Source organism: Hydrogenophaga sp. (assembly GCF_011772445.1).
GTDB lineage: Bacteria > Pseudomonadota > Gammaproteobacteria > Burkholderiales > Burkholderiaceae_C > Hydrogenophaga.
Map to the genome: position 1 here is coordinate 31,512 of NZ_WVZN01000005.1, position 23,874 is coordinate 55,385.

Genomic DNA, 23,874 nt, shown 5'->3' on the forward strand with positions numbered 1-23,874 from the left:
GTGGATACATATGCGGGTTATCCCTATATTCACCCCTGTCCACAAGATTCCACCCCAGTCCACAAGACGTGGTTTTCCAGGAGTTCACCATGAGCACCGCCCTTACCGCCCCCTCGCTGCCCGCCGCCTTGCGCGCCGGCACCCAAAAATCCGCCGCACCTGAAGGCGCGCGTGGCCTCAGCGCCCTGCTGCTCGCCGCCGCCATTGCCACCCTCATCGTGGTGGCCGACCAACTGATCGACACCTGGGCCGATGGCCACCTGATGCTGGCCTGGGTGCTGCTCTGGGCCGTGGTCTTCGCCGGTCTGGCCCTGTTCGCCGACAGCGCCCGCGGCCTGGCGCGCCGCACCGTGGCGGCGCTCGACAGCTGGTCCCGTTCGCTGGCGGAAGCGCGCGCTGAAATGCGCCTGTGGGAAATGGCCCGCCACGACCAGCGCCTGATGAGCGAGCTGATCGCCGCCCGCGACCGCGCCGAGCAGGAGCCGGCCGCCGCGGACTTTGGCGAAGCGCTGGCCCCCCTGGGCCTGCCCGAAGCGGCCAAGGCCGAAGCGGCACCCGAAGCCAGCTACTGGGAGCGCCTGGCCGCCAGCCGCGCACGCTACGCGAAGCTGCACTTCATCTGAAGCGCTTCCTGCGCGAATAAGAAAGGCCACCCTCGGGTGGCCTTTTTTTTCTTTGAACAGCGCTGCGTTCAATGCAGTACGCCGATGTGCAGAAAGCCAGGGCGTAGCGTGGAGTTGCGTGCGGCCACCGCCAGCTCGAGCGTCTGCGAGCGGATCATGAAGTAGTGCTGGGTGCCGTCACTGAGCAGGTGCAGACCCGGAGGGCTGATCGTGTTGAGCGTCAGGTTGTGCGTGCTGATGGCGCCCGTGTCGTGGTCGATGTCATAGGTGGTGGGTGTGGCCACGACGCTGTCGAGCGTCCCGTCGGTGGACCAACCCGAGCTGGTGAAGGTCGGAACCCGGGTCTGGGATGGCAGGCCGATGCTGAGGAGCTGGCTGCCGTCCGAGGGCGACGCGCCACCCGACAAATAGATCTTTTCGCCATTGATCTCGGCAATGCCGATCCGGCCCATCAGGGCGTTTGTGGTCGGATGCTTCATCAGCCAAAGGCCGCTGTTGTCTGGGTCGGGCTCCAGGCGACTCGTCACCACGCTGGCGGCCGGACACGTATCGATTTCGTGGATGGTGAGGTGGGAGCACTGCTTCATCACTGTTCCGCCGTCAAAGACCCCCAGTTGAGAAATGGCGGACTGGCGGCCGCCACCCGTCAGGTACTGGATCTGCAGTCGGTTGAACACCCCGTCGAGTCGATTCGCGCTGAGCAGGAAGGCACGCGTGGCAATGAACGGGTAGACCGCGAACGTGCCAGGCGCGGCCGAGGGAACCCTGAACGGAAGTGCGCCGACGATGGTGTCGCCCAGACTGCGCAGAGATGCCGCGTTGAAGCCGGCGATGCGTGCGCTGTGCACCGTCCAGTCCGTCGCTGGCCCGGCGGGCGCGGTCAACGTGCCGGATTCCACCCCACCGGTGCCGTCGGTTGTGCTGTAGGTGGCGGTGTCGAAGTTGATGGTGAGCTTCTGGCGCGTGCCGTTGGCGGCGTACAGCATGTACTCGCCATTGCGGTAGTCGCCAGTCTGCACCGTGAAGTCCAGCGTCAGTGTGCGGCCGCCCGATGCGCCGGCTGTCAGTCGATAGCTGCCTGGAGCGCCAGGGCTTGGGTTGGCGAAACGCGAGATCCATTGCGCGTTGCCGGTGTCTCGTTCAGTGCGGGTGACCCCGCTGCCCAGGTCATTGCCCGACCATGTCGCGTCGTGGTTGGACCTGACGGCCACCGACTGTCCCGGACGCACGACGTACCGGCCTGAGGCGTCGGGCGAGGCGGCGACTCCATCGACTTCGACCGACAGTGTGAAAGCCGCGGGAGTTGCTGGCGTCACGGGAGCCTCAGGGGCGCTCGCCGTTGCTCCCCCTCCCCCTCCTCCGCATCCGGCCAATGCCAGGACGCATGAGGCTGCCAGCGTGTATTTGATGCTTGTAGTGAACATTTGCCTTCCTGATGAGTGGTTTTGACGTACGACGCTGGTGCCACCAGCGTCTGCATCAAAATGTAACTCGACCAAGCATGACGCCAATTCGTGATAACTCCCTGATTGACGAAATCGATCACACAAGGTAACGGCAATACCTTTGACTGACCCGAGGCTCACCGGCTAGCGGCACCAACAAAAAAAAACGGCCCGCCAGGGCCGTCTTGGGGAGAGGGTCAGGGCACCCTCAGGCCGCCAGCCTCTGCTCGATGCGCGCCTTGGTGTCCTGCAGCTCGCGCGGCAGGTGGTGGGCCAGCTGCTCGAACAGCTCCGCGTGCAACTCCAGCTCCTTGAGCCAGGCGGCCTTGTCGATGGCCGTGACGGTGCGGTACTGCTCGGCGCTGAAGTCCAGCCCGCTCCAGTGGATGTCGTCGTAGCGCGGCGAGACGCCGAAGGCGTGCTCCACGCCCTGGCCCTTGCCTTCCAGGCGATCGATCATCCACTTGAGCACGCGCATGTTCTCGCCGAAGCCGGGCCAGAGGAACTTGCCGTCCTCGTCCTTGCGGAACCAGTTGACGTAGAAGATGCCCGGCAACTTCGCGCCCTGGGCCTGCAGCCTTGCGCCAAGGTCGAGCCAGTGCTGGAAATAGTCGCTCATGTTGTAGCCGGTGAAGGGCAGCATGGCGAAGGGGTCGCGGCGGACCACGCCTTGGGCGCCGAAGGCGGCGGCGGTGGTTTCCGAGCCCATGGTCGCGGCCATGTACACACCCTCGGTCCAGTCGCGCGCCTCGGTCACCAGCGGCACCGTGGTGCTGCGGCGGCCGCCAAAGATGAAGGCGTCGATGGCCACGCCCTTGGGGTCGTCCCAGGCCGCGTCGAGTGCGGGGTTGTTGGTGGCGGCCACGGTGAAGCGGGCGTTCGGGTGGGCGGCCTTGGCGCCCGTCTCCTTGCCGATCTGCGGCGTCCAGTCCTTGCCTTGCCAGTCGATGGCGTGCGCAGGCGCTTCGCCCATGCCCTCCCACCACACGTCGCCGTCATCGGTGAGCGCGACGTTGGTGAAGATCACGTCCTTGTTGAGGCTGGCCATGCAGTTGGGGTTGGTGGCCGTGTTGGTGCCAGGCGCCACGCCGAAGAAGCCGGCCTCGGGGTTGATGGCGTAGAGGCGGCCGTCGTCGCCGAGCTTGATCCAGGCGATGTCGTCGCCGATGGTCGTGACCTTCCAGCCCTCGAAGCCCTTGGGCGGAATCAGCATGGCGAAGTTGGTCTTGCCGCAGGCGCTGGGGAAGGCCGCCGCCACGTAGGTACTTCTTGCCTTGCGGGTTGGTCACGCCCAGGATGAGCATGTGCTCGGCCAGCCAGCCCTCGTCGCGAGCCATGGTGGACGCGATGCGCAGCGCGAAGCACTTCTTGCCCAGCAGCGCGTTGCCGCCGTAGCCCGAGCCGTAGCTCCAGATCTCGCGCGTCTCGGGGAAGTGGACGATGTACTTGGTGGTGGGGTTGCACGGCCAGGACGTGGTGTCTTGCTCTCCGGCCTGCAGCGGCGCGCCCACGGTGTGCACGCAGGGAACGAAATCCCCGTCGGTGCCGAGCACGTCGTACACGGCCTTGCCCATGCGCGTCATGAGCTTCATGTTCACGGCCACGTAGGCGCTGTCGGAGAGCTCCACGCCGATGTGGGCGATGGGGGAGCCCAGCGGGCCCATGCTGAAGGGCACCACGTACATGGTGCGCCCGCGCATGCAGCCGTCGAACAGCGGCTGCAGGGTGGCGCGCATCTCGGCCGGGTCCTTCCAGTTGTTGGTCGGGCCGGCGTCCTCCTGGCGCTCGCAGCAGATGAAGGTGCGGTCCTCCACGCGCGCCACGTCGGCCGGATCGGACCAGGCGAGATAGCTGTTCGGGCGCTTCGCCGGGTTGAGTCGCTTGAAGGTGCCGGCGTCCACCAGTTGCTGGCAAAGGCGGTTGTATTCCTCGTCGCTGCCGTCGCACCAGACGATGGTGTCCGGCTTGCACAGGGCGGCCATGTCGGCCACCCAGGCAATCAGGCGTGCGTGTTTCACATAGGCGGGGGTGTTGAGGGCCAGGCCCTGCATCACGGGAGAGTTCATCGAGTGACTCCTGAGATTGATAACCGGCGGCCGCCCAAGACGGGGACAGCCGCGGGCAGCGGCTGTCGGCGTGGGGTCTGGGCGAGCAAATTCGGGTCGTTTGCGCCGCTTGCCATCGGTGGATGTGGGCAAGCTGCGTACCCGGCAAGGCGGTGGTCTCGCGGGGCGGGGCGCTATTCGACGACTGGGTCGATTTTAGGATTTACCCCTTGGAGTTACAGGCGGGGTACATGCAAAACCCGCATGACGTGATGCAATTTACGGGGTTCCCAGCGAATCCCGGCGCCGAAACCCACAAAAAAGCCGGCGCCCGATGGGTGGCCGGCTTCGTTCCCGCAGGGCGGTTTCAGGCCATGAACACAGCGATGAAGGCCAGCAGGAACATCAGCACGCCGCCAGCGATGGGCAGCACGACGGGCATCAGCGGGGTGATGGCCTCGACTACGTCTTCGGTCTGTTCGGGGGTGTGGTGTTCGTGGTGGGCCATGAAATGCTCCGGGGGGTCAGGTCTCGAAAAGCGGCGATTTTAGGGGAAACGGGCTGCGCGGGGCCCGCGGGCTCTACAACAGCGCGTATGTCGTCGTGGCGCGGCACACGCTTTTGCCGTCGCTGGCGCCCCGGATGTCGATCTCGCCGAAGGCCAGGCTCTTGCCGGCGCGGATCACGCGCGCCTCGACCAGGGCGTCCTGGCCCGACAGGGGCTTGAGGAAGCTGGTGTTCATCTGCACCGTGGTGCAAGGGCGGAATTCGCCGAACTGGCGGATCAGCGCCAGCACCATGGCCGTGTCGGCCGCGGCCATCATGGCCTGGCCGCAGAGCATGGCACCCACGCGGCTGAGCTGGTCGTTCTGCGGCAGGCGCAGGGTGACGGCGCCCTCGGCGCTGCCGTCGACCACGAGTCCCAGGGCTTGGACCCAGGGGGCGAAGTACTCGGCCAGGGCGGCCTGCAGGGTGCTGTTGTCCATGGCGCGCGATTATGCGGAGGCGGCCGGACGAGCGGGCGTCCCGCGGATTACTGCTCGTGGGCGCCGAAGCCGGCCGCGTTCAGCGCGTCGATGACCTGCTTCACGTGCGCTCGCCCGCGCGTCTGCAGCACCAGCTCGATCTCCACGTTCTGCGCCGCCAGCAGGGTGAAGGCGCGCTGGTGGTGCACCTCGCCGATGTTGGCGCCCGCTTCGGCCACGAGTGCCGTGATGCGGGCCAGGTTGCCCGGCACGTCGCGCGCGTTCACGGCGATGCGCGCCAGCCGGCCGGCGCGGACCATGCCGCGTTCGATGATGGAGGCCAGCAGCATCGGGTCGATGTTGCCGCCGCTGAGCACCAGGCCCACGCGCTTCCCCGCGAAGCGCTTGGGGTGCTTGAGCAGGGCCGCCAGGCCCGCGGCGCCCGCGCCTTCCACCAGGGTCTTCTCGATCTCCAAAAGCATCACGATGGCCTGCTCGATGTCGCCCTCGTCCACCAGCAACAGGTCGTCCACTCGCTCGCGCACCAGGGGCAGATTGATCTCGCCCGGCGTGCCCACGGCGATGCCTTCCGCGATGGTGCTGCTGCCTTGCGGGTGCTGCGTGCCCTTGATCGCGTTGACCATCGCCGGAAACCGCTCGGTCTGCACGCCGATCACCTCGATGCCCGGTTTGAGTGCCTTGGCCGCCGTGGCGACGCCGCCGATGAGCCCACCGCCGCCGATCGCCACCACCAGCGTGTCCAGCTCGGGCACGTCGGCCAGCATCTCCAGCCCCACCGTGCCCTGGCCGGCCGCGATCGCTTCGTCGTCGTAGGGGTGGACGAACACCAGGCCCTGCTGCTCCGCCAGCGCGCGGGCGTGGGCGCGGGCTTCGTCCAGCGAGTCGCCGTGCAGCACGACCTCGGCGCCGAAGCCGCGGGTGCGCTCGATCTTCACGCCGGGCGTGAAACGCGGCATCACGATGACGGCGCGCAAACCCAGGCGCTGCGCGTGGTAAGCCACGCCCTGGGCGTGGTTGCCCGCGCTCATGGCGATCACGCCACGCGCGCCTTCCTCGGGCGTGAGCTGCGCGAGCTTGTTGCACGCCCCGCGCTCCTTGAACGAGGCGGTGTATTGCAGGTTTTCGAACTTCAGGAACACCTGGCAGCCCGTGAGCTGGGAGAGCGTGCGCGATTCCACGCAGGGCGTGCGCAGGATCTGGCCGTTCAGGCGCGCCGCCGCGGCGCGGATGTCGTCGATTTGAAGCATCCGGCGATTGTGGCGCGACCGCCGTGGAAAAAGCCCGCGAACGCCCGTCATGACGCCCTTCCACTGCGCAGCAAGCTGCGTTATGGTGCGCCGCACAGGGGCCCTGGTTCTGCGGCGCCCCGCCACTCAGGAGGTAGTCGCAGGAGCCTGCGCATGAGCAAACGGCCGTTGTCCCCCAGTCCCGCGATCCGCTCGCCCGAGGCGCGAGCCTTGGGCGAAGGGCGCCTGCACGTGCCGCACGGCCTCAAGCAGGCGCCCGTGCTCGACCTCATGTGCTCGCACTTCGTGCTCACGCTTGCTGCGCGCCAGGGCCCGCGCTTCAACGTGCGCCGCGACCTGAACACCCTGCTGTCGCTGGCCGGCCGCCACCTGGTGTGGCCGCACACGGTGCTGCAGCGCCTGCGCGAGTTCCTGCAACGCCGCTGCCGCGACAACGACCTCTGGGCCGGCCACGACAAGCTCTCCACCGCCGCATTCATGGACCGCTACGGCGTCTGGCGCGGTCCCTACGAAGAAGGCACGCTTTTCTTCTACCTGGACGAATACGCCAAGGAAGCGCCCAAGGACCTCCTCTCGGTGCTGGCCGTCACCGGCGACTGGCTGAGCCAGGCGCTCAAGAAGCAGAGCACACTCGTGGAAAAGAACATCGACGCCCTGGCCGGCCTGCTGCAGCTCAACCGCGCCGAGCGCGCGCTGCTGCTCTACGGCACGCTGGCGCGCTACCAGCGCGACCTGCGCTCCATCCTGGTCGAGTTCAAGGTGAACAACGCGCCCGAGGCCTACGCCGCCATCGCCGACGTGGCTGGCGTGAAGGCCAGCGAGGTGGGCGAGGCCCTGCGCGCGGGCTCGCGGCTCGAGCGCATCGGAATGGTCGAGAACCTCATCTCCGAGCACAACATCACCGACCTGGCCGACCTGATGAAGGTCAGCGAAAAACTGCCGCCCGTGCTGATGCGCGAGTACCGCTCGCAGAGCGAGCTCATGGCCGTGTTCACGCGCCCGGCGGCGCGCTCCACCCTGGTACCCGGCGACTTCGACTACGTGGCCGAGGACGTGCGCCTGCTCAGCGGCCTGCTGCGCGAGGCCGTGGCGCGCAAGGAGGCGGGCGTCAACGTGCTGCTCTACGGCCCGCCGGGCACCGGCAAGACCGAACTCGCGCGCGTGGCGGCCAAGGCCGCCGGCCTGGAGTTGTTCGAAGTGGAGTACGCCGACCGCGACGGCAATGCGCTCTCCGGCCGCGACCGCTACCGCTCGCTGCAGATCGCGCAGGTGTTCCTCAAGGGCACGGCGCAATCGGCGCTGCTGTTCGACGAGGTGGAGGACGTGTTCCCGCCCATCTCCAGCGAAGCCGCGCAGTTCATGGCGCGCGCCGAGCACGTGGCCGCGCCGCACAGCCACTCGGTCAGCGGCAAGGCCTGGGTCAACCAGGTGCTCGAATCGAACGCGGTGCCCACCGTGTGGATCACCAACCGCATCGAGCAGATCGACCCCGCCTTCCGCCGCCGCTTCGCCTACCACCTGGAACTCAAGAGCCCGCCGCCCGGCGCGCGCGAACAGCTCGTGCGCAAGACGCTGGAAGGCGCGGCCGTGAGCGAGGCCCTGGTGGGCCGCCTGACCGAACGCAAGGGCCTCACGCCGGCGCAGATCCGCACGGCGGTGCGCTTCGCCGAACTGGCCGCCGCGCCAGCGCGCGCCACGGGCCGCAAGGCCGCGCGCGTGGGGCCGCCCCCGCTGCTGGACGAGCTCATCGAGCGCCAGTTGCGCCACGCCGACCAGGCCCTGGGCCGCGCGCCCGACGTGCTCCAGCGCCCCAGCGTCACGCAATACAGCCTGGACATGCTGCACGTGGAGTCGCGCCACCCCGTCCCGCGCATCATCGAGGCACTCAAGGCGCGCGGCCACGGTTGCCTGTGCTTCCACGGCGCGCCCGGCACCGGCAAGACGGCGCTGGCCGAGCACATCGCCCAGCAGCTCGGCCGCCCGCTCATGATCCGCCGCGCCAGCGACCTGGTGAGCAAGTTCGTGGGCGAGACCGAGCAGCACATGGCCGCCATGTTCCGCGAGGCCGAGGCCGAGCGCGCCGTGCTGCTGCTCGACGAGGCCGACAGCTTCCTGCAGGACCGCCGCGGCGCCCAGCGCACCTACGAGGTGACCGAAGTCAACGAGATGCTGCAGGGCATGGAGCGCTTCGCCGGCATCTTCGTCTGCACCACCAACCTGATGGACAGCATCGACCAGGCCGCGCTGCGGCGCTTCACTTTCAAGATCCGCTTCAAGCCGCTCACCCGTGAGCAGCGCGAGACCATGTTCGTGGTCGAGGCCCTCGACGGCAAGGCCGAGCGCCTGGACGACGCCCTGCGCCAACGCCTGGCGCGCCTCGAGCAGCTGTGCCCCGGCGACTTCGCCGCCGTCAAGCGCCAGTCCGAGATCCTCGGCGAGGCCATGGCGCCGGCCGAGTTCCTCGACCAGCTCGAGGCCGAGCACCGCATCAAGCCCGAGGTGCGTGAGGCGCGTGGCATGGGCTTCGTGCACTGATCTGCTCTCGCTCCATCCAGATGTTTTGTCCAAAATGGACAAAACAGGGTACGCTTCGCTCATGCGCCAAATGAGCTCCAGCCACGCCAAGCAGAACTTCGGGGAGCTGCTGGAGGCCGCCGCGCACGAGCCGGTGGCCATCGAGCGGCATAAGAAGGTCAAGGCCATCGTCTGTTCGCCCGAAGCGTTTCAGGGGCGCGCCAACCGCGACGGACAATTGGCCGAGCGGCGCGCGGCGCGCGCCGCGCAGGCGCTTGTTGACAAGGACCGCCTGATCAAACACCAGCGCCTGGCCATCGACCTGATCCTGATGCCCCAGCCGCAGCGCGAGGCCTTGATTGCCCGCGCCCGCGCGGAAGTGGAGCGCTGGCGGCGGGAACGCCTCTGCAGCGAAGACTACATCGCGCGGTGGGACGCTTTGCTCGGCCTGCCTGTGGAAGCACTGGCGAGCGCCATGGCGTGCGAATCGTTGGAGTGGGGGACCGCCCTGCGGCAGAACTCCCCCTGGCTGCTGGTGACATCGTGAACCGGGCGCACCTGTTCACCCTGTTCGAGCAAGCCCACGCGCTGACCGGGCACCGCGATTTCGTGGTGATCGGCAGCCTGTCTATCCTCGGCACCGATGACGAGGACGGCGTGCCGGCGGAGATGTCCATGTCCATCGACATCGATTGCTACACCAAGTCCGACCCGGGACGCATCAACGACGTGCGAGCGACGCTGGGCGAGGGCTCGGACTTCCACCGGGCGCACGGCTACTACCTGGACCCCGTGTCGCCGAGCCTGCCCAGCCTGCCGGACGGCTGGGAAGTCCGCATGACGTTCATTGAGCGGGATGGTCTGCGCGTGTGGTTCCTCGATCCGGACGATGCGGCCATCTCGAAGTACGCCCGAAGCCAGGCCAATGACCTGCGCTGGATCCGTGCGGGGCTGCTGTCCGGGCACGTGTCCTTGCCACGGGTCAGAGCCCGCCTCGGCACCACCCTGTTCTTGGACGAACAGGAAGCGGCGCGCGTGAAGGAGCAGATCGAGCGCGACAGCGCCTGGTTCGAATCCGTCCGGCGTCCGCGTGGCGGCGGCCTCGCCTGAGACGGTTTCTGGCGCGGCCAGCAAAAAGGCCACCCGAAGGTGGCCTCTCGTGTGGGCGCGCGCCAGGCTCAGTGCAGGAGCGCCATGGGACGACTCGGCACCTCGTCCGCCGAGTAGTCCGGGTGGTTGTCCACGAAGTAGCGCAGCTTGGCGTCCAGGCGGCCCACGCGCTTGTTGGCCTCACCCTCGTGGTGGTGCTTGCAGATCAGGTTGAAGAGCTTGCCGCGCAGGAACCACAGTTCGCGGGGCGTGCGGCAGTTCATCAGGGCGGCGTGCAGGCGCACGCGCAGCGGGTCCTGGATGTCGGCCATGGCCGAATGGAATTCATCGACCACGTAGTCCAGGTCAAGGGCCTGGGTGTGCTGGTAACTGGGGGCCCTTCGCTTGGACAGCCAGGGCAGGCGGAAAAACATGACGCGCTCCGTGCAATCGATTCGTTGAGACCGTGGAGCGGATGCCGCCCCTTGCATGGAACATCGGCACGAGGGCCTGCGGCTTGAGCGGCAGGCCCTGTGCGACAGGCGGCGGGCCGACGGGCGGTCGGCGGTGTCACCCGTTGGTTTATCGGCCAGGTCGCTGGCGACTTGAGGGTTCAGAGAAAAGCACTCACCACCTGGACGACCGCATCGCCGTAGGCCGCGCGCTTCTTCTGCCCGATGCCGCTGATGCCGTCCAGGTCGGTCACGTCCGTGGGCCGGCGCTGGGCGATGGCGCGCAGGGTCGCGTCGTGAAAAATCACATAGGCGGGCAGGTTGTGCTCCTTGGCCACGCCCGCTCTCCAGGCCTTCAGCGCGTCCAGGCAGTCGCGCTCGGCCAGGCTCAGCGGCGTGCCATCGTCGCCCACGGGCGGCTTGGCGCGCGCGCTGCGCGAACGCGACGGTGCCCGCTCGGCCTGGATGCGCAGGCGCACCTCGCCCTCGCCCTTGAGGATGGCGCGCGCCCCATCGCTCAGGTGCAGGGTGTTGTAGGGCGCGTCGTCCACGCGCACCGCCTCGATGGCGATGAGCTGGCGCAGCAGGGCGCGCCACTGGGTTTCGCTCCAGTCGGCGCCGATGCCGAAGGTGCTCAGCCGCTGGTGGCCGTTGGCCTCGACCTTCTCGGTGGACTTGCCGCGCAGGATGTCCAGGATGTGCCCCGCGCCGTAGCCGTGGCCGCTGGCCTGCTGCACGCGGTAGATGCAGGAAAGCAGCTTGCGCGCGGGCTCGGTGGCGTCGAACAGTTCGGGCGGGTTCAGGCAATTGTCGCAGTTGCCGCAGGGCGAGCTTTCTTCGCCGAAGTAGCGCAGCAGGCGCACGCGGCGGCAGTCGCTGGCCTCGGCCAGGGCCAGCAGGGCGTCGAGCTTGCCGCGCAGCACCTGCTTGAACTCGTCGGGCGCCGGGCTGTCGTCGATCATGCGGCGCTGGTTCACCACGTCCTGCAGGCCGTAGGCCATCCAGGCGTCGGCGGGCTCGCCGTCGCGGCCCGCGCGGCCGGTCTCCTGGTAGTAGGCCTCGATGCTCTTGGGCAGGTCGAGGTGCGCCACGAAGCGCACGTCGGGCTTGTCGATGCCCATGCCGAAGGCGATGGTGGCCACCATGATCAGGCCCTCCTCGCGCAGGAAGCGGTCCTGGTGGGCCTGGCGCACGGCGGCGTCCAGACCGGCGTGGTAGGGCAGGGCCTTGAAGCCGGCCTGCTGCAACATCTGAGCGACCTCTTCCACGCGGCGGCGCGACTGGCAATACACCACGCCGGCGTCGTGGCCCTGGGCGTTGGCGTGCTCGTCGCGGATGAAGCGCTGCAATTGCGCGGTGGCGTCCTTCTTCTCCACCAGCTGGTAACGGATGTTGGGCCGGTCGAAGCTGCTGATGAAGGTGCGCGCGTCCTGCAATTGCAGGCGTTCGACGATGTCGGCCCGCGTGAGCGCGTCGGCCGTGGCGGTGAGCGCGATGCGCGGCACGCCCGCGAAGCGATCGGGCAGCACGGCGAGCTCGCGGTACTCGGGGCGGAAGTCGTGGCCCCACTGGGACACGCAGTGCGCCTCGTCGATGGCGAACAGCGACAGGCGTCCTTGCTCGTGCAGGCTCTCCAGCATGGCCTGGCAGCGCGGGGTGAGCAGCCGCTCGGGCGCCACGTAGAGCAGGGTGAGCTCGCCCTTGCGCAGTTGCAGCTCGATGCGCTGCGCGTCCTCCAGCGAGAGGCTGCTGTTGAGGTAGGCGGCGCTCACGCCGGCTTCGGTGAGTGCGCCCACCTGGTCGTGCATCAGCGCGATCAGCGGCGACACCACCACCGCGACACCACCACCGCGCTGCGCGCGAACGATGGCCGGCACCTGGTAGCACAGCGACTTGCCGCCGCCCGTGGGCATGAGCACCAGCGCGTCGCCGCCTTCGCACACGTGCGTGACGATCTGCGCCTGCGGGCCGCGAAAGGCCTCGTAGCCGAAGACCGACTGCAGGACGTCGACGCAGGCTTCCAGCGTCTCGGCCCCGGCCGCGACGTCGATCACATCTGTTCCCACGGCAATCCGTCGTGGCGCCAGCCGTTCACGGTGGAGCGCTTGAAGTGGTCGTTGAGCTCGCCCTCGAAGCCGTGCAGCACGTGGGCCACGTCGCTGAAACCGGCGGCCTCCAGCGCCTTGCCGGCGTCCAGCGTGCGCTTGCCACTGCGGCAGATGAGCAGGATGGGGCGGTCCTTGTCGCCCGCCTCGTGGGCCACGGCCTGCGCGAAACGCGCCGGGTCGGGCGTGAGGTCGGGGTACTCGTACCAGGGAATGTTCTCCACACCGGGCGGGCGGCCCACGTAGAGCGATTCGATCTCCATGCGCACGTCCACGAACAGCGGGGGTTCCTGGCCCAGCGCGGCGCGGCGCGCGGTTTCGGCCTGAAGCCAGGTCCAGGCTTCCTTGGGGGACAGGTGCTTCATGGGCGCGTATTGTCGGCCATGACGTGGCCTTGCCCCGCGTGGGGGCGGGGCCGCTTCATACAATCCACACGATGGACGCCTCCCCCGCCTTCACCCGTGCCCAGGCCTTGCCGGCCATCCTCGAACAGCGCATCGCCATCCTCGATGGCGCCATGGGCACCATGATCCAGCGCTTCAAGCTCGACGAAGCGGCGTACCGGGGCGAACGCTTCAAGGACTTCCACAAGGATGTGAAGGGCAACAACGAGTTGCTGAGCCTCACGCGGCCCGACGTCATCCGCGACATCCACGAAGGCTACCTCGCGGCCGGCGCCGACCTCATCGAAACCAACACCTTCGGCGCCACCACGATCGCGCAGGAGGACTACGACATGGCCCACCTCGCGCGCGAGATGAACGTGGCGTCTGCCCGCCTGGCGCGCGCCGCCTGCGACAAGTTCTCCACGCCCGACAAGCCGCGCTTCGTGGCCGGGGCCCTGGGCCCCACGCCCAAGACGGCCAGCATCAGCCCCGACGTGAACGACGCGGGCGCGCGCAACGTGACGTTCGAGCAATTGCGCGCGGCCTACCGCGAGCAGGTCGAGGCGCTGATCGAAGGCGGCGCCGACGTGCTGCTGGTCGAGACCATCTTCGACACGCTCAACGCCAAGGCCGCGCTGTTCGCCATCGACGAGGTCTTCGCCGCCACCGGCGAGCGCCTGCCGCTCATCATCAGCGGCACCGTCACCGACGCCTCCGGCCGCATTCTCAGCGGCCAGACCGTGAGCGCCTTCTGGGCCAGCGTGCGCCACCTGCAGCCGCTGGCCGTGGGCCTGAACTGCGCCCTGGGCGCCGCCCTCATGCGGCCCTACATCCAGGAGCTGGCCAAGGTCGCGGGCGACACCTACATCAGCTGCTACCCCAACGCCGGTCTGCCCAACCCCATGAGCGACACCGGCTTCGACGAGACGCCCGAGGTCACCAGCCGCCTGCTGCACGAATTCGCGGCCGAAGGCCTGGTCAACATCGTGGGCGGCTGCTGCGGCACCACGCCCGACCACATCGCCGCCATCGGCCGCGCGGTCACCCCGCTGGCGCCACGCCACCGCGCCGGCTTCTACCGCGAAGCCGCCTGAACGGGGCGCGGGCACGCGATGCCGCCCGCGTCAATCGGCGGCGGGTCCCAGCAGGTAGGCGGCCATGTCGCGAGCGTCGCGCTCGCTCACGCCGAGATCGGGCATGGCCGAGCGCGGGGCCACGCGCTGCGGGAAGCGGATCCACCGCACCAGGTTGTCCGGCGAGTTGGGCAGGTGGCCCGCCAGGTACTTGCGCTGCGCCAGGCCATGCAGTGGCGGTCCCACCGCGGGCTGGCTGCCGACCGCGCCGGGCACCGCGTGGCAGCTGGTGCAGGCGTACTGCTGCAAGGCCGTGAGCCCGCGCGCGCGATCCACCGGCCAGGTCTCGGCGTCGGGTTCGGTGGGGCCGTCGGTGCCCGCGTCGCCGGCCGGGCCGCTGGCGGCCAGGGCCTGATAGCTCGCGGGCGACAGCGTGGGCAGCGTCGCAACGAAGGCCACCACCTCATCGATCTCGTGCGGCGCCAGCCGGAAGCGCCAGGCCGGCATGCCGGTCATCTTGATGCCTTCGCTCACGACCCAGTGGATCTGCGCGGGGGTCCATTGGCGCGCCGTGTGCACCAGATTCACGGGCAGCGGGGTCATGCCCAGGGCAAAGCGCGCGGGGGCCACGCCCGGTGCCCCGTGGCATTGCAGGCAATGCGCCTCGTACAGGCGCAGGCCGCGCAGGCGAGCGTCTGAGGCCGGTGCGACCCAGTCCTCCTCGCCCGCGCGCGCGTGGATGGAGTGCCGCATCACCTGTTCCAGCAGGTCGTACACGGCTTGCGTGTGCTGCCGCGTGGCCGCCACGTCGTACCAGCCCGACCACACGAAGGCCGCTGCGCCCGCCGCGAGGGCGAGGGCGCCGGCGGCACTGGCCAAGGTGGCTTTCCAGGCGGTTCGCATACGCATTCAGAGGGTGTGCATGTAGGCCGCGATGTCGCGCGCCTCGGCCTCGGACAGCCCCAGGTCGGGCATGGCCGTGCCCGGATCGGCCCGCTGCGGCGAGCGCAGCCAGGCCACCATGCCGGCCGGCGTGTTCGGCAAGACGCCGCCCAGGTAGGCGCGCCGCCCCACGCCGTCCAGCGGTGGGCCGACGCGCCCGCGCGCCCATGGCGCGCCCTCGATGCGGTGGCAGGCGCCGCAGCCGTAAGCCGCGGCCAGCACCTGGCCGCGCCGCGCATCGCCCGGCTCCTCGGCCACGGGCCAGCCGGCGCCGCCGGGGCCGGCGCGGGGGCCCTTGCAGGCGCCCACCGACAGCAGCGGGGCGCCCAGGGCCAGCAGCAGCGCCGCAAGCCTCAAGGCCGTTGCCAGGGGGGCAGGCGCGCGGGCTCGGGTTCGGGTGGTGGTTGTCGTAGCCATTGTTCGAGCAGCATCAGGCCGATGCCGATGAACACCAGGCCGGCGGGCACCCACATGATGAGTCCACCGATCTGTTGATCCTGCAGCGCCGTCAGGCCCCAGCGCGGTGCCGTCGCCAGGTAGCTCGGGTACCACACGCTGGGCGAGAAGCTCAGCAGCGCACCGAGCAGACTGCTGTGCAAGGCCGTGGTGAACACGGCGATCACGCCGATGCCGGGGCGGGCAATCCGCGCACCCGATCCCAGCAGCGACCACCAGAACAGCAGCGCCGAACCGAAGAAGCCCATGTGCTGCAAGCCATGCACCAGCGGGTCGTTCAAGGCGGCCTCGAACAGCGTGGGCAGGTGCCATTGCCACAGGGTGGCGGCGTGCAAGGCCCAGGCCACCAGGGGCGCCGACAGCACGCGCCAGGGCGCACGCCACGCCGCATGGCGCCCGCCGCGCGCCAGCGCGGCACGCCAGCGCGCCGGAAGGCCCCACATCAGCACGGGCAGGGGGCGCGCGCTCACCAGCAGCGGCGCGGCGCCCAGGATCAGCAGCTCGTGCTGCACCATGTGTGCGCTGAACAGCTGCTCACCCCAGGCATCCAGTGGCGAGAGCACGGCCAGCGCCAGCAGCATCAGGCCGAGCTGGAAGCGCCGTGCCAGGCGCTGCTGCTCCCGGCCGCCGCGGCGCGAGCGCGCCGCCAGCGCCAGGCGCCCCCGCGCGTGCAGCGTGGCGCTGACCAGCAAGAGCAGGGCGGTCAGCGGGTCCAGGTGGTGCCACCACGGGTCGCCCGCGCCGCCGCCGAGGTGGGCGTGGGCGGGCCCCGCGCCCAGCAGCACGATCGCGACCAGCGATCGGGCAGACCCTAGTGGCATGGCGGCACCAGGAAGCCGGTCAGCGCCTGCATGGCGATGACCGCGGCGAACAGCCCGCCCGCGAACAGGCCCACGCGGCCGAGAAAGCGGCTGCGCTCGCGGTCCACCCGTGCGGCGCGCCATGCCAGGACCATGCCCGCCAGCGCGAGCAGCAGGCAGATCAGCGACACGGCGTGCAGGAGCCCCGCGCCGTGGCGGCACGTCCAGTCCACCAGCAGGTAGCTCGCGTTGAGGTGAACGAACCAGGACAGCATCGGCAAGGCCCAGGCGGCCCACAGCCGGGGCACGCTGTCCGCGCGCCGCTGGGGAGAAGGCCCGGGCGGGCGCTGGTTCAGGTCCATCTCGGCACCCCGTAAAGCACCGCGTAGAGCGGCAGCCAGGCGACCGCCACGAAGTACCAGTACAGCGAGTCCACCACCACCGCGAGCTGGCGTCGGCGGCTGAAGTAACCCATGGCGCCGAGAAGCGCCACGACCGCCGTGCCGATGACGGCGGACACCACGTGCACGAAGTGGAAGCCCGACAGCGTCCACAGCAGCGAGCCCCAGGGGTGCGCGTCCCAGCGGTAGCCGAACTGGGTGAACTGCCAGCCGCGCAGGGCCAGCGTGGCCGAAGCGAGCAGCAGGCTGGTGACGATCAGCCCCACGCAGCGCGACACCTCGTCGCGCCCCAGCGCGCGGCCCGCGCCCCACATGCTCAGGCAGCTCAGCAGCAGCAGGGCCGCGCCCAGGCCGGGCAGCCAGGGCGAGGGCAGATCCAGACCGGGCGGCGGCCAGGGCGCGTGCGTGGCGCGCCAGTACAGCACGCTCGCGGCGAAGCTGGCCACCACCGTCGACTCGATGGCGACCAGCCCGGCCACGCCCCACCACAGCGGCGCTGCAGGCCCGGCCGGCTCACGTAGCAGCGCGGACGCGTCGACGAGCACGCGGACCGCCCCTGGCGCGGCGGCGCTCACGGGGCAGCCCTCCGTGGGGCGCTCATGATCCCCCCTCGCGCCAGGGGCGGCGCGGCCAGAGCCAGCCCACGATGGTGAGGAAGCTGGCGAAGAAGCCGGCCACGAACCACCAGGGATCGACGATCACGCCGATGAAGCCGGTGGCGATGGCCAGCGAGGTCAGGAAGGGCCAGACCGACGGGCCGGGCAGCTCCACCACGGCCTGTGGCTGCGCATCGAGCACGCTCGTGACCAGCACCTCGCGCCGATGCGCGCTCAGGCCCGACACCACCGGGCGCGGGCCACCCTCGCGCCGCCAGTCCCACAAGGGGTGGCGCCCGCCCACCACCGGAATGTGGTGGTGGTTGGCATCGGGCGGCGGCGAGGCCGTGGCCCACTCCAGCGTGTCCGCGCCCCACGGGTCGTCGCCGGCCAGGGCGCCGCGGCGCCGGCTGGCCAGCGCGTTCCACAGCGTCAGCGCGAAGCCCAGGGCCAGCACCACCGCGCCGCCGCTGGCCAGCGCATTGAGACCGTCCCAGCCCAGGCCGGCGTCGTAGGTGTAGACGCGCCGCGGCATGCCCTCCAGGCCGAGCTGGTGCATGGGGAAGAAGGTCAGGTGCACGCCCAGCAGCGTGAGCCCGAAGCTCCAGCGTCCCAGCCGCTCGGACATCAGGCGCCCCGTGAACTTGGGGTACCAGTAGTACAAGGCCCCGAACAGCGGAAACACCGCGCCCCCGATGAGCACGTAGTGCAGGTGCGCGACCACGAAGTAGCTGTCGTGCACCTGCAGGTCGAAGGGCACCGAGGCCACCATCACGCCCGTGAGCCCGCCCATCACGAACACCACGAAGAAGCCCATCACGAAGAGCAGGGGGGTGGCCCAGCGCACGCGCGCGCCCCACAGCGTGGCGACCCAGCAGAAGACCTGCACGCCGCTGGGGATGGCGATCATGGCGCTGGCCGCGGTGAAAAAGCTCAGGCCCAGGCGCGGCAGCCCGGTGGCGAACATGTGGTGCACCCACAGGCCGAAGGCCAGGAAGCCGATGGCCACCATGGACAGCACCAGGGCGGTGTAGCCGAACACCGGGCGCCGCGCGAAGGTGCCGATGATGGTGGACACCATGCCCAGTGCGGGCACCAGGATGATGTAGACCTCCGGGTGCCCGAAGAACCAGAACAGGTGCTGCCACAGCAGCGGTTCGCCGCCGGCGCCCGCCACGAAGAACTGCGTGAACACCAGCCGGTCCAGCGCCAGCATCACGCTGGCCACGATCAGCGGCGGCATCGCGAAGACGATCATGAAGCTCATCACCAGCACCGACCACACGAACAGCGGCATGCGGTGCAGGCCCATGCCGGGCGCGCGCTGCTTGAGGATGGTGACGATGAGTTCGACCGCCGCCGCCAGGGCCGAGATCTCGATGAAGGTGACCATGGTGGTCCACACGTCCACCCCCACGCCCGGCGAATGGCGCTTGCCGGCCAGCGGCACGTAGCTGAACCAGCCCGCGTCGGGCGCGGCGCGCAGCAGCAGCGAGGCGAACAGCACGATGCCGGCGATCAGGTACACGTAGTAGCCCAGCGCGTTCAGGCGCGGGAAGGCCATGTCGCGGGTGCCCAGCATCAGCGGCACCAGGTAGATGGCGAAGCCCTCCATCGCCGGCACCGCGAAGAAGAACATCATGGTGGTGCCGTGCATGGTGAAGACCTGGTTGAACAGGTCCGGCTCGAGCAACTGCTGACCTGGGGCGGCCAGTTGCAGCCGCATCAGCAGCGCCAGCACACCCGCCAGCACGAAGAACACCAGCGAGGTCACGACGAAGCGCGCGCCGATCTTGCGTTGGTTGACCTGCGTGAACCAGCCGAGCAGGCCGCCGGGCGAGCGCCAGGTCGCGTCGAGTCTGGCCAGCTCGTCGGCGTCGTTCATGGGGCCGTCGGGCCACGATGGGCCGCCTTCATTCCAGGGCCATCAGGTACGCCACCACGGCCTTGAGCTCACCCGGCTCCAGCGGCACCGGCGGCATGTGCACGCCGGGCTTGGCTCCCTGCGGGTCGGCGATCCAGCCGGCCAGGTGGGCGGGGCCGTTGGGCAGGGTGGCTGCGCCCAGGCGGCGGCGGCTCGCCACGTGCGTGAGGTCCGGGCCCAGGCCCTGCGGCCAGAAGCCTTCACCCGCCTCGCGCACCCGGTGGCAGTTGGCGCAGTCGCGATCGAACACGCGCCGCCCCTCGGCGGCGCGCCCTGGTTCGGGCACGGCCGCGGGGGCGCGCTGTTGCGCCAGCCAGCGGTCGAAGTCCTCGCGCGGCTGCGCCACCAGTTCGAAGGCCATGCGCGCGTGCTGGGTGCCGCAGAACTCGGCGCACTGGCCCCGGTAGACGCCGGCGCGCGTGGCTTCGTACGCGGCGGCGTTGACGATGCCGGGGATCATGTCCGTCTTGCCGCGCAGGTTGGGCACCCAGAAGCTGTGGATCACGTCGCCCGAGCGCAGCAGCACGCGCACCGGCTCGCCCACGGGCACGTGGATCTGGTTGGCCGTGATGGCGAGCGTGGCGCCATCGGCGTCGAGGTAGCGCACGGCCCACCACCACTGCCAGCCCGTCACCTCCACCACGATGCGCGCGCCCGGCACCCGGTCGTCCGCCCCCGCCAGGTCGGTGCGCACGCTGCCCAGCACCAGCGCGATCAGCACGGCCAGCGGCACGGCCACGCCGCCGGCCAGCACCAGGCGCCGGCTCGCTGCCTCGCTCAGCGCCTGGGTGCCCGGCCGACGCGCGCGCCAGGCGCCCAGCGCCAGCGCCGCCATCACGGCGAGGAACACCAGCACCGACACGGCCAGCATGACCCACCACAGCACCACGATCGCTTCGGCCTGTCCGCTGGCGGGCGACAGCACCGAATGCGCACCGTGGGTGAGCGGGCCGTTCACGGCGTCGCCTTCCGGACCCGTGCGTTGTGGCGCATCGGCCTCAGTGCGCCTTGGGGCCCTGGCGCACGGCGCGCTGGTGCGTGTCCAGGCGCACCTCGCGCGCCGACCAATGGATGCCCTTCAGGGCCTCGGCCGGCACCTGGCGCTGCCCGCCGGGCAGCCACTCGCGGGTGTCCACCACGAACTGCGCGACCGACCAGTCGCCGTCGTCGATCAGGATGTCGTCGATGCGGCCCGCCTTGCCGTCCAGCGCCTCGGCCTGGTAGCCCAGCAACTCCTGGCAGCTGCGCAGGTGCGAACGGCGCGCAGCCTCCAGCGCTTCGCTCGCGCCCGGGTCGAAGGCCGGCGCATCCGCCGGCACACCCGGCACCGGCGGCACACCGTTCTTGTCGAGCGCCGGATAGGCGATGGGCCCCCAGGCCAGGGGACCGGCCCAGTAGTAGGGGTAGCGATAGAAGTCGGCGTGCGCCTGTTCGTACAGGCGCGAGACCGGCTGCTGCGTGTCCACCGGCGGACTGGTCTTGACCTGATCGCGCGTGAGGTCGACACGGATGTTGCCTTCCGTGGACTCCCCCATGCGCACCGCGTAGGGCGAGATCAGCACGCGCCGCTGGCTCAGCCAGCCACCCGCGTCCACCACCAGGTAGCGGACCCGCCGGTGCTCGTCGTCGAAATAGACGTCCTCGATCGTGCCGACCTCACCGTCGCGGGCGGTGACCGCGGTGCCGCGCCATTGGCTGAATTTGTGAAGCATGGGACTGTCTCCGGTTCGTCCATCAGCGCGCCGCAGGCGCAGGCCTCGGTGGGTCGGCTCCCAGCACCTGGTTGGGCGTGTGTATCCACGGGCGGTAGGCGGGCATCAGTCGGTCGAGGTCGTCGCGGTACTGCCGATCGTTCAGATCGGGCCAGTCGCCTTCATCGAAGGCGCTCGCCAGGTCCAGCTTGTCGCGCGGCACCTGCAGGGTCGCGTCCTGGTCTTCGCGGGCGGGCAGGCGCAGCGTGGCGAGAGGCAGCGGCACCATGCGGTCGTCCGCGCTCCACGCCTCATCGAAGTCGAGCACGGCATAACGCACCTTCGCCGAACCGAGGTTGACCACGAGGTCCTCCACCTCGCCGGCGTCGTCGCCTTGCAAGCCGTTCACGTCCATGCCGATGAGATCGCTTGCGCGCATCAGGCGCTGCGCGTGGCGCGGCCGCTCGAGAGCGACACCGGGCCCGAAGTGGCGGTCGACCTGCTCGCGGTAGCGGGTGTCGTTCCAGTCCGGCCAGTTGGCGCGCTCGAAGCCCGGGGCGCGCTCCAGCACGTCCTGCCGCACGTCCAGCAGCAGGCGGTCCCCGCTGCTGCGCAGCGAACGCACCGGGTAGGCGAAGAGTTTTTCGCCGAGGCCCATGAAGCCGCCGAAACCGAGGATCGCGTAGTGCACGCGCTGGTTGTTCACGTCGATCATGAGGTCGTTGATCTCGCCCAGGTCGCGCCCTTGCATGTTGTGCACGTCCATGCCGACGATGCGGCTGGCGCGCATGTCCAGCGCGGCGGGCATTTGGCCCGTCTGGGCCAGCGCGGGGCCCGCCAGCCAGCTGGCGGCGGCCAGCACGGCCGTCGCGGCGGGGCGCCAGGTGAATCGTGTGTTCATGAGTGGTTCCTTTCCTGATGTGTGAAGGTTCGAAAGCTCACCGCGTCGATGGCGGTGGCGAGTCCTCATCGGGCAAGGCAAGCGCCCGCGTGACCGGGGCCGTGCGCCCCGGAATTGCCGCAAGCGCTGCCGACGCAAGCACGGCCTCAGCCCTCGCCCACCTGAAGCGGCACATACAGCCGGGCCTCGCCACGGCGAACCAGCACGGCCACGTTGCCGCCATCGGGCACGGCGGCCAGCTGACGGCGGAACTCGGCCAGGCTGTCGAATGGCCGCTGATTGATGGCCACGATCACGTCGCCGCGGCGCAGGCCGCTGTCCGCGTTGGCACCGCTCACCTGCTGCACCACCAGGCCGAAGTCCACGCCCAGGGCGCGCCGCTGCGCCTCCGACAGCTCGCTCACGCCCAGTCCCAGGCGGGCGTCGCCCGCAGGGCGGCCTGGCGAGGACCCGCGGTCGCCAGCGCTGGCCTCGCGGGGCGCGCTCGGCTCCGACGAACCCACCTGCACCTCCAGCCGCTGGCGCGCGCCGTCGCGCCAGACCTCCAGCGGCACCGTGGTGCCGGGTGCGACCGCGGCCACGCGGCGCGGCAGCGCGCCGGCCTTCGCCAGCGCCTCGCCGTTGAAGGCCAGGATGAGGTCGCCGGCGCGCAGTCCGGCGCTTTGCGCCGGGCTGCCGGGCTCCACCGAGGTCACCAGGGCACCCTGCGTGTCCTCGCGCCCGAAGGCGCGCGCCAGCCCCTCGTTGAGCGGCTGGATGCCGATGCCCAGGCGCCCGCGCGTGACCTGGCCGTCGGTGCGCAGCTGCCGGGCCACGTCCATCGCCACGCCAATGGGGATGGCGAAGGCCAGGCCCTGGTAGCCGCCGGTGCGGCTGTAGATCTGCGAGTTGATGCCCACCACCTCGCCGCGCGTGTTGAACAGCGGTCCGCCCGAGTTGCCCGGGTTGATGGCGACGTCGGTCTGGATGAAGGGCACGTAGGTTTCGTCGGGCAGGGAGCGCTCGGTGGCGCTGACGATGCCCGCGGTGATGGTGTTGGCGAAGCCGAACGGCGAGCCGATGGCCGCCACCCACTCGCCGGCCTGCACGCTGGCCGCATCGCCGATGGGCGCCACGGTCAGGTCGCGCGCCTCGACCTTGAGCAGGGCCACGTCCGTGGGCGGGTCGCTGCCCAGCACGCGCGCATTCAGCTCGCGGTCGCTGCCCGGCAGGCGCACCAGCACCTCGTCCGCCTCGGCCACCACGTGGGCGTTGGTGAGGATGTGTCCTTCGGCGTCGATCACGAAACCCGAGCCCACGCCTTCGCGGCGGAACTCGCCACCCTGCGCGGGCGGCTGCGGCACGAAGCGCCGGAAGAAATCGAACATCGGGTCGTCGGGCAGGTCGGGCCCGGCGGCGCTGGCCGAGACGGCCTGGCGCGTGGTGACGTTGACCACGGCCGGCCCGACGCGGCGCATGAGGGCGGTGAAGTCGGGCGGTGTCGCCTGTGGCGTGGGGGGCGCGTTCGCCGCGGCGCTGGCGCCGGGCGGTGCGGGTGGCGGTGCCTTGGCCGCGTCCGGTGCCTCCTGGGCGCGGCAGGCCGCCAGCACCAGCAGGGCGGATGCGATCAGCAGTGCGCCGTGCGAAGCGGGACGCAGCCACGCGCGGCGCAGCTGGGTGGCGAGGCGGGCCGGCATGGCGCGCCTCACCAGCTCAGCACCACGCGCTCGTGCCCGTCGTCGGGCACCTGCACGGCCTGGCGCTGCGTGCGGCCGTCGAAGGTGGCGACCACGGTGTAGCGCCCCGCGGGCAGATCGACCAGCACCATCGGGTGGGCGTCCTGCCGGTCGAGCACCGTCTGGCCTTGCGCGTTCAGGATTTCCAGGTCCACGTCGCCCAGGTAGGCGCCATCGGCGGCGCGCGAGAAGCTCAGCCCCAGGCTGTAGTCGTCGGCGGCCTCGCGCATGGCCTGTTGCGAAGCCTGCCCGATGCCGCCGCTGCGGAACCGGTGCCCGTCCGGGCGTTGGTCGGCCATGGACGCGGCGTGGGGCTGCGTTGCTGGCGAGCCGGCGGCTCCCATGCCCGCTGCCCGGGCGGGGTTGGCGCCCAATGAGGCGGCCAAGGCCAGCGCGAGCGCCGCGGTGGTCGTCACATGGCCGATGGAGATCAGGGTCGTCGAGGTAGGCATGTCGAGTTCCTTTCTTTCAATGCAAGTGCGT

At 70.1% G+C, this 23,874-nt stretch carries 23 protein-coding genes and 1 pseudogene; 5 read left to right on the top strand and 19 right to left on the bottom strand.

Translation table 11 applies throughout. The annotated features are described in order from the left end of the window. Positions 1-89: 89 nt before the first annotated feature. On the top strand, positions 90-623 hold the full coding sequence (locus tag GTO19_RS01665) for a hypothetical protein (RefSeq protein ID WP_291017718.1): 534 nt from the start codon (positions 90-92) through the stop codon (positions 621-623). A gap of 68 nt (positions 624-691) precedes the next feature. Here the strand turns inward: GTO19_RS01665 and GTO19_RS01670 are convergent, their stop codons facing one another. From GTO19_RS01670 to GTO19_RS01690, 5 genes and pseudogenes are all read right to left on the bottom strand, one after another. After that, positions 692-1,939, bottom strand: a complete 1,248-nt coding sequence (locus GTO19_RS01670; protein WP_291017719.1) for a hypothetical protein — start codon at positions 1,937-1,939, stop codon at positions 692-694. 337 nt (positions 1,940-2,276) lie between these two features. Continuing rightward, positions 2,277-4,134, bottom strand: a pseudogene (locus GTO19_RS01675) (phosphoenolpyruvate carboxykinase (GTP)). 346 nt (positions 4,135-4,480) lie between these two features. Beyond that, on the bottom strand, positions 4,481-4,621 hold the full coding sequence (locus tag GTO19_RS01680) for a hypothetical protein (RefSeq protein ID WP_291017722.1): 141 nt from the start codon (positions 4,619-4,621) through the stop codon (positions 4,481-4,483). A gap of 73 nt (positions 4,622-4,694) precedes the next feature. Further along, positions 4,695-5,099: a PaaI family thioesterase gene (locus tag GTO19_RS01685; protein WP_009515104.1), complete on the bottom strand. Its 405-nt coding sequence runs from the start codon at positions 5,097-5,099 to the stop codon at positions 4,695-4,697. A gap of 47 nt (positions 5,100-5,146) precedes the next feature. Then, complete coding sequence (locus tag GTO19_RS01690) at positions 5,147-6,346, bottom strand: threonine ammonia-lyase (protein WP_291017727.1); 1,200 nt, start codon at positions 6,344-6,346, stop codon at positions 5,147-5,149. Between the two features lie 153 nt (positions 6,347-6,499). On the opposite strand from GTO19_RS01690, the gene GTO19_RS01695 reads away from it, so the two are divergent. From GTO19_RS01695 to GTO19_RS01705, 3 genes are all read left to right on the top strand, one after another. Next, entirely contained in the window at positions 6,500-8,881 is a 2,382-nt protein-coding gene (locus GTO19_RS01695) for an ATP-binding protein (RefSeq protein WP_291017729.1), read from the top strand. Between the two features lie 70 nt (positions 8,882-8,951). After that, positions 8,952-9,407, top strand: a complete 456-nt coding sequence (locus GTO19_RS01700) for a type II toxin-antitoxin system Phd/YefM family antitoxin (protein ID WP_291017731.1) — start codon at positions 8,952-8,954, stop codon at positions 9,405-9,407. Next, entirely contained in the window at positions 9,404-9,970 is a 567-nt protein-coding gene (locus GTO19_RS01705; protein ID WP_291017733.1) for a DUF6036 family nucleotidyltransferase, read from the top strand. The genes GTO19_RS01700 and GTO19_RS01705 overlap by 4 nt, the downstream gene beginning before the upstream one ends. A gap of 68 nt (positions 9,971-10,038) precedes the next feature. On the opposite strand, the gene GTO19_RS01710 is transcribed toward GTO19_RS01705, so the two are convergent. The 3 genes from GTO19_RS01710 to GTO19_RS01720 all read right to left on the bottom strand — a co-directional run bounded on the left by GTO19_RS01710 (position 10,039) and on the right by GTO19_RS01720 (position 12,871). Then, complete coding sequence (locus GTO19_RS01710) at positions 10,039-10,383, bottom strand: hypothetical protein (RefSeq protein ID WP_291017735.1); 345 nt, start codon at positions 10,381-10,383, stop codon at positions 10,039-10,041. Positions 10,384-10,562: 179 nt separating this feature from the next. Continuing rightward, positions 10,563-12,455 (bottom strand): DNA helicase RecQ, encoded by a 1,893-nt coding sequence (recQ, locus tag GTO19_RS01715; RefSeq protein WP_291017737.1) that lies wholly within the window; start codon positions 12,453-12,455, stop codon positions 10,563-10,565. Next, positions 12,452-12,871 carry a rhodanese-like domain-containing protein gene (locus GTO19_RS01720; RefSeq protein WP_291017739.1) on the bottom strand — a complete coding sequence of 140 codons (420 nt, stop codon included), beginning with the start codon at positions 12,869-12,871 and terminating at the stop codon, positions 12,452-12,454. The genes recQ and GTO19_RS01720 overlap by 4 nt, the downstream gene beginning before the upstream one ends. Before the next feature lie 71 nt (positions 12,872-12,942). On the opposite strand from GTO19_RS01720, the gene GTO19_RS01725 reads away from it, so the two are divergent. Beyond that, positions 12,943-13,986, top strand: a complete 1,044-nt coding sequence (locus GTO19_RS01725) for a homocysteine S-methyltransferase family protein (protein WP_291017741.1) — start codon at positions 12,943-12,945, stop codon at positions 13,984-13,986. A 30-nt stretch (positions 13,987-14,016) separates the two neighbouring features. Here GTO19_RS01725 and GTO19_RS01730 read toward each other — a convergent pair whose 3' ends face one another. The 11 genes from GTO19_RS01730 to GTO19_RS01780 all read right to left on the bottom strand — a co-directional run bounded on the left by GTO19_RS01730 (position 14,017) and on the right by GTO19_RS01780 (position 23,843). Continuing rightward, positions 14,017-14,874, bottom strand: a complete 858-nt coding sequence (locus GTO19_RS01730; protein WP_291031051.1) for a c-type cytochrome — start codon at positions 14,872-14,874, stop codon at positions 14,017-14,019. After that, entirely contained in the window at positions 14,875-15,264 is a 390-nt protein-coding gene (locus GTO19_RS01735; RefSeq protein WP_291017745.1) for a c-type cytochrome, read from the bottom strand. Next, on the bottom strand, positions 15,261-16,184 hold the full coding sequence (locus tag GTO19_RS01740) for a cytochrome c oxidase assembly protein (protein ID WP_291017746.1): 924 nt from the start codon (positions 16,182-16,184) through the stop codon (positions 15,261-15,263). Before GTO19_RS01740 ends, GTO19_RS01735 begins: the two co-directional genes overlap by 4 nt. Further along, positions 16,175-16,525 carry a hypothetical protein gene (locus tag GTO19_RS01745; RefSeq protein WP_291017748.1) on the bottom strand — a complete coding sequence of 117 codons (351 nt, stop codon included), beginning with the start codon at positions 16,523-16,525 and terminating at the stop codon, positions 16,175-16,177. Before GTO19_RS01745 ends, GTO19_RS01740 begins: the two co-directional genes overlap by 10 nt. Continuing rightward, the gene (locus GTO19_RS01750; protein ID WP_291017750.1) at positions 16,516-17,139 is read right to left on the bottom strand and encodes a cytochrome c oxidase subunit 3; all 624 of its coding nucleotides are present in this window, start codon (positions 17,137-17,139) and stop codon (positions 16,516-16,518) included. The genes GTO19_RS01745 and GTO19_RS01750 overlap by 10 nt, the downstream gene beginning before the upstream one ends. Before the next feature lie 22 nt (positions 17,140-17,161). Beyond that, positions 17,162-19,045 carry a cytochrome c oxidase subunit I gene (gene ctaD, locus GTO19_RS01755; protein ID WP_291017752.1) on the bottom strand — a complete coding sequence of 628 codons (1,884 nt, stop codon included), beginning with the start codon at positions 19,043-19,045 and terminating at the stop codon, positions 17,162-17,164. A 28-nt stretch (positions 19,046-19,073) separates the two neighbouring features. Continuing rightward, positions 19,074-20,042 (bottom strand): cytochrome c oxidase subunit II, encoded by a 969-nt coding sequence (gene coxB, locus GTO19_RS01760; protein WP_291017755.1) that lies wholly within the window; start codon positions 20,040-20,042, stop codon positions 19,074-19,076. Between the two features lie 40 nt (positions 20,043-20,082). Continuing rightward, positions 20,083-20,796 carry a PRC-barrel domain-containing protein gene (locus GTO19_RS01765; protein ID WP_291017759.1) on the bottom strand — a complete coding sequence of 238 codons (714 nt, stop codon included), beginning with the start codon at positions 20,794-20,796 and terminating at the stop codon, positions 20,083-20,085. Between the two features lie 22 nt (positions 20,797-20,818). Continuing rightward, positions 20,819-21,676: a PRC-barrel domain-containing protein gene (locus tag GTO19_RS01770; RefSeq protein WP_291017761.1), complete on the bottom strand. Its 858-nt coding sequence runs from the start codon at positions 21,674-21,676 to the stop codon at positions 20,819-20,821. 146 nt (positions 21,677-21,822) lie between these two features. Beyond that, complete coding sequence (locus tag GTO19_RS01775) at positions 21,823-23,352, bottom strand: Do family serine endopeptidase (protein ID WP_291017764.1); 1,530 nt, start codon at positions 23,350-23,352, stop codon at positions 21,823-21,825. A gap of 8 nt (positions 23,353-23,360) precedes the next feature. Beyond that, complete coding sequence (locus GTO19_RS01780) at positions 23,361-23,843, bottom strand: carboxypeptidase regulatory-like domain-containing protein (RefSeq protein ID WP_291017766.1); 483 nt, start codon at positions 23,841-23,843, stop codon at positions 23,361-23,363. Positions 23,844-23,874 lie beyond the last annotated feature (31 nt).

Bases quoted from the DNA above. Each gene is read 5' to 3' on its own strand.
- GTO19_RS01665 (WP_291017718.1), top strand. From the start codon at position 90: ATGAGCACCGCCCTTACCGCCCCCTCGCTGCCCGCCGCCTTGCGCGCC.
- GTO19_RS01680 (WP_291017722.1), bottom strand. From the start codon at position 4,621: ATGGCCCACCACGAACACCACACCCCCGAACAGACCGAAGACGTAGTC.
- GTO19_RS01685 (WP_009515104.1), bottom strand. From the start codon at position 5,099: ATGGACAACAGCACCCTGCAGGCCGCCCTGGCCGAGTACTTCGCCCCC.
- GTO19_RS01690 (WP_291017727.1), bottom strand. From the start codon at position 6,346: ATGCTTCAAATCGACGACATCCGCGCCGCGGCGGCGCGCCTGAACGGC.
- GTO19_RS01695 (WP_291017729.1), top strand. From the start codon at position 6,500: ATGAGCAAACGGCCGTTGTCCCCCAGTCCCGCGATCCGCTCGCCCGAG.
- GTO19_RS01700 (WP_291017731.1), top strand. From the start codon at position 8,952: ATGAGCTCCAGCCACGCCAAGCAGAACTTCGGGGAGCTGCTGGAGGCC.
- GTO19_RS01710 (WP_291017735.1), bottom strand. From the start codon at position 10,383: ATGTTTTTCCGCCTGCCCTGGCTGTCCAAGCGAAGGGCCCCCAGTTAC.
- GTO19_RS01720 (WP_291017739.1), bottom strand. From the start codon at position 12,871: ATGAAGCACCTGTCCCCCAAGGAAGCCTGGACCTGGCTTCAGGCCGAA.
- GTO19_RS01725 (WP_291017741.1), top strand. From the start codon at position 12,943: ATGGACGCCTCCCCCGCCTTCACCCGTGCCCAGGCCTTGCCGGCCATC.
- GTO19_RS01730 (WP_291031051.1), bottom strand. From the start codon at position 14,874: ATGCGTATGCGAACCGCCTGGAAAGCCACCTTGGCCAGTGCCGCCGGC.
- GTO19_RS01740 (WP_291017746.1), bottom strand. From the start codon at position 16,184: ATGCCACTAGGGTCTGCCCGATCGCTGGTCGCGATCGTGCTGCTGGGC.
- GTO19_RS01745 (WP_291017748.1), bottom strand. From the start codon at position 16,525: ATGGACCTGAACCAGCGCCCGCCCGGGCCTTCTCCCCAGCGGCGCGCG.
- ctaD (WP_291017752.1), bottom strand. From the start codon at position 19,045: ATGAACGACGCCGACGAGCTGGCCAGACTCGACGCGACCTGGCGCTCG.
- GTO19_RS01765 (WP_291017759.1), bottom strand. From the start codon at position 20,796: ATGCTTCACAAATTCAGCCAATGGCGCGGCACCGCGGTCACCGCCCGC.
- GTO19_RS01770 (WP_291017761.1), bottom strand. From the start codon at position 21,676: ATGAACACACGATTCACCTGGCGCCCCGCCGCGACGGCCGTGCTGGCC.
- GTO19_RS01775 (WP_291017764.1), bottom strand. From the start codon at position 23,352: ATGCCGGCCCGCCTCGCCACCCAGCTGCGCCGCGCGTGGCTGCGTCCC.
- GTO19_RS01780 (WP_291017766.1), bottom strand. From the start codon at position 23,843: ATGCCTACCTCGACGACCCTGATCTCCATCGGCCATGTGACGACCACC.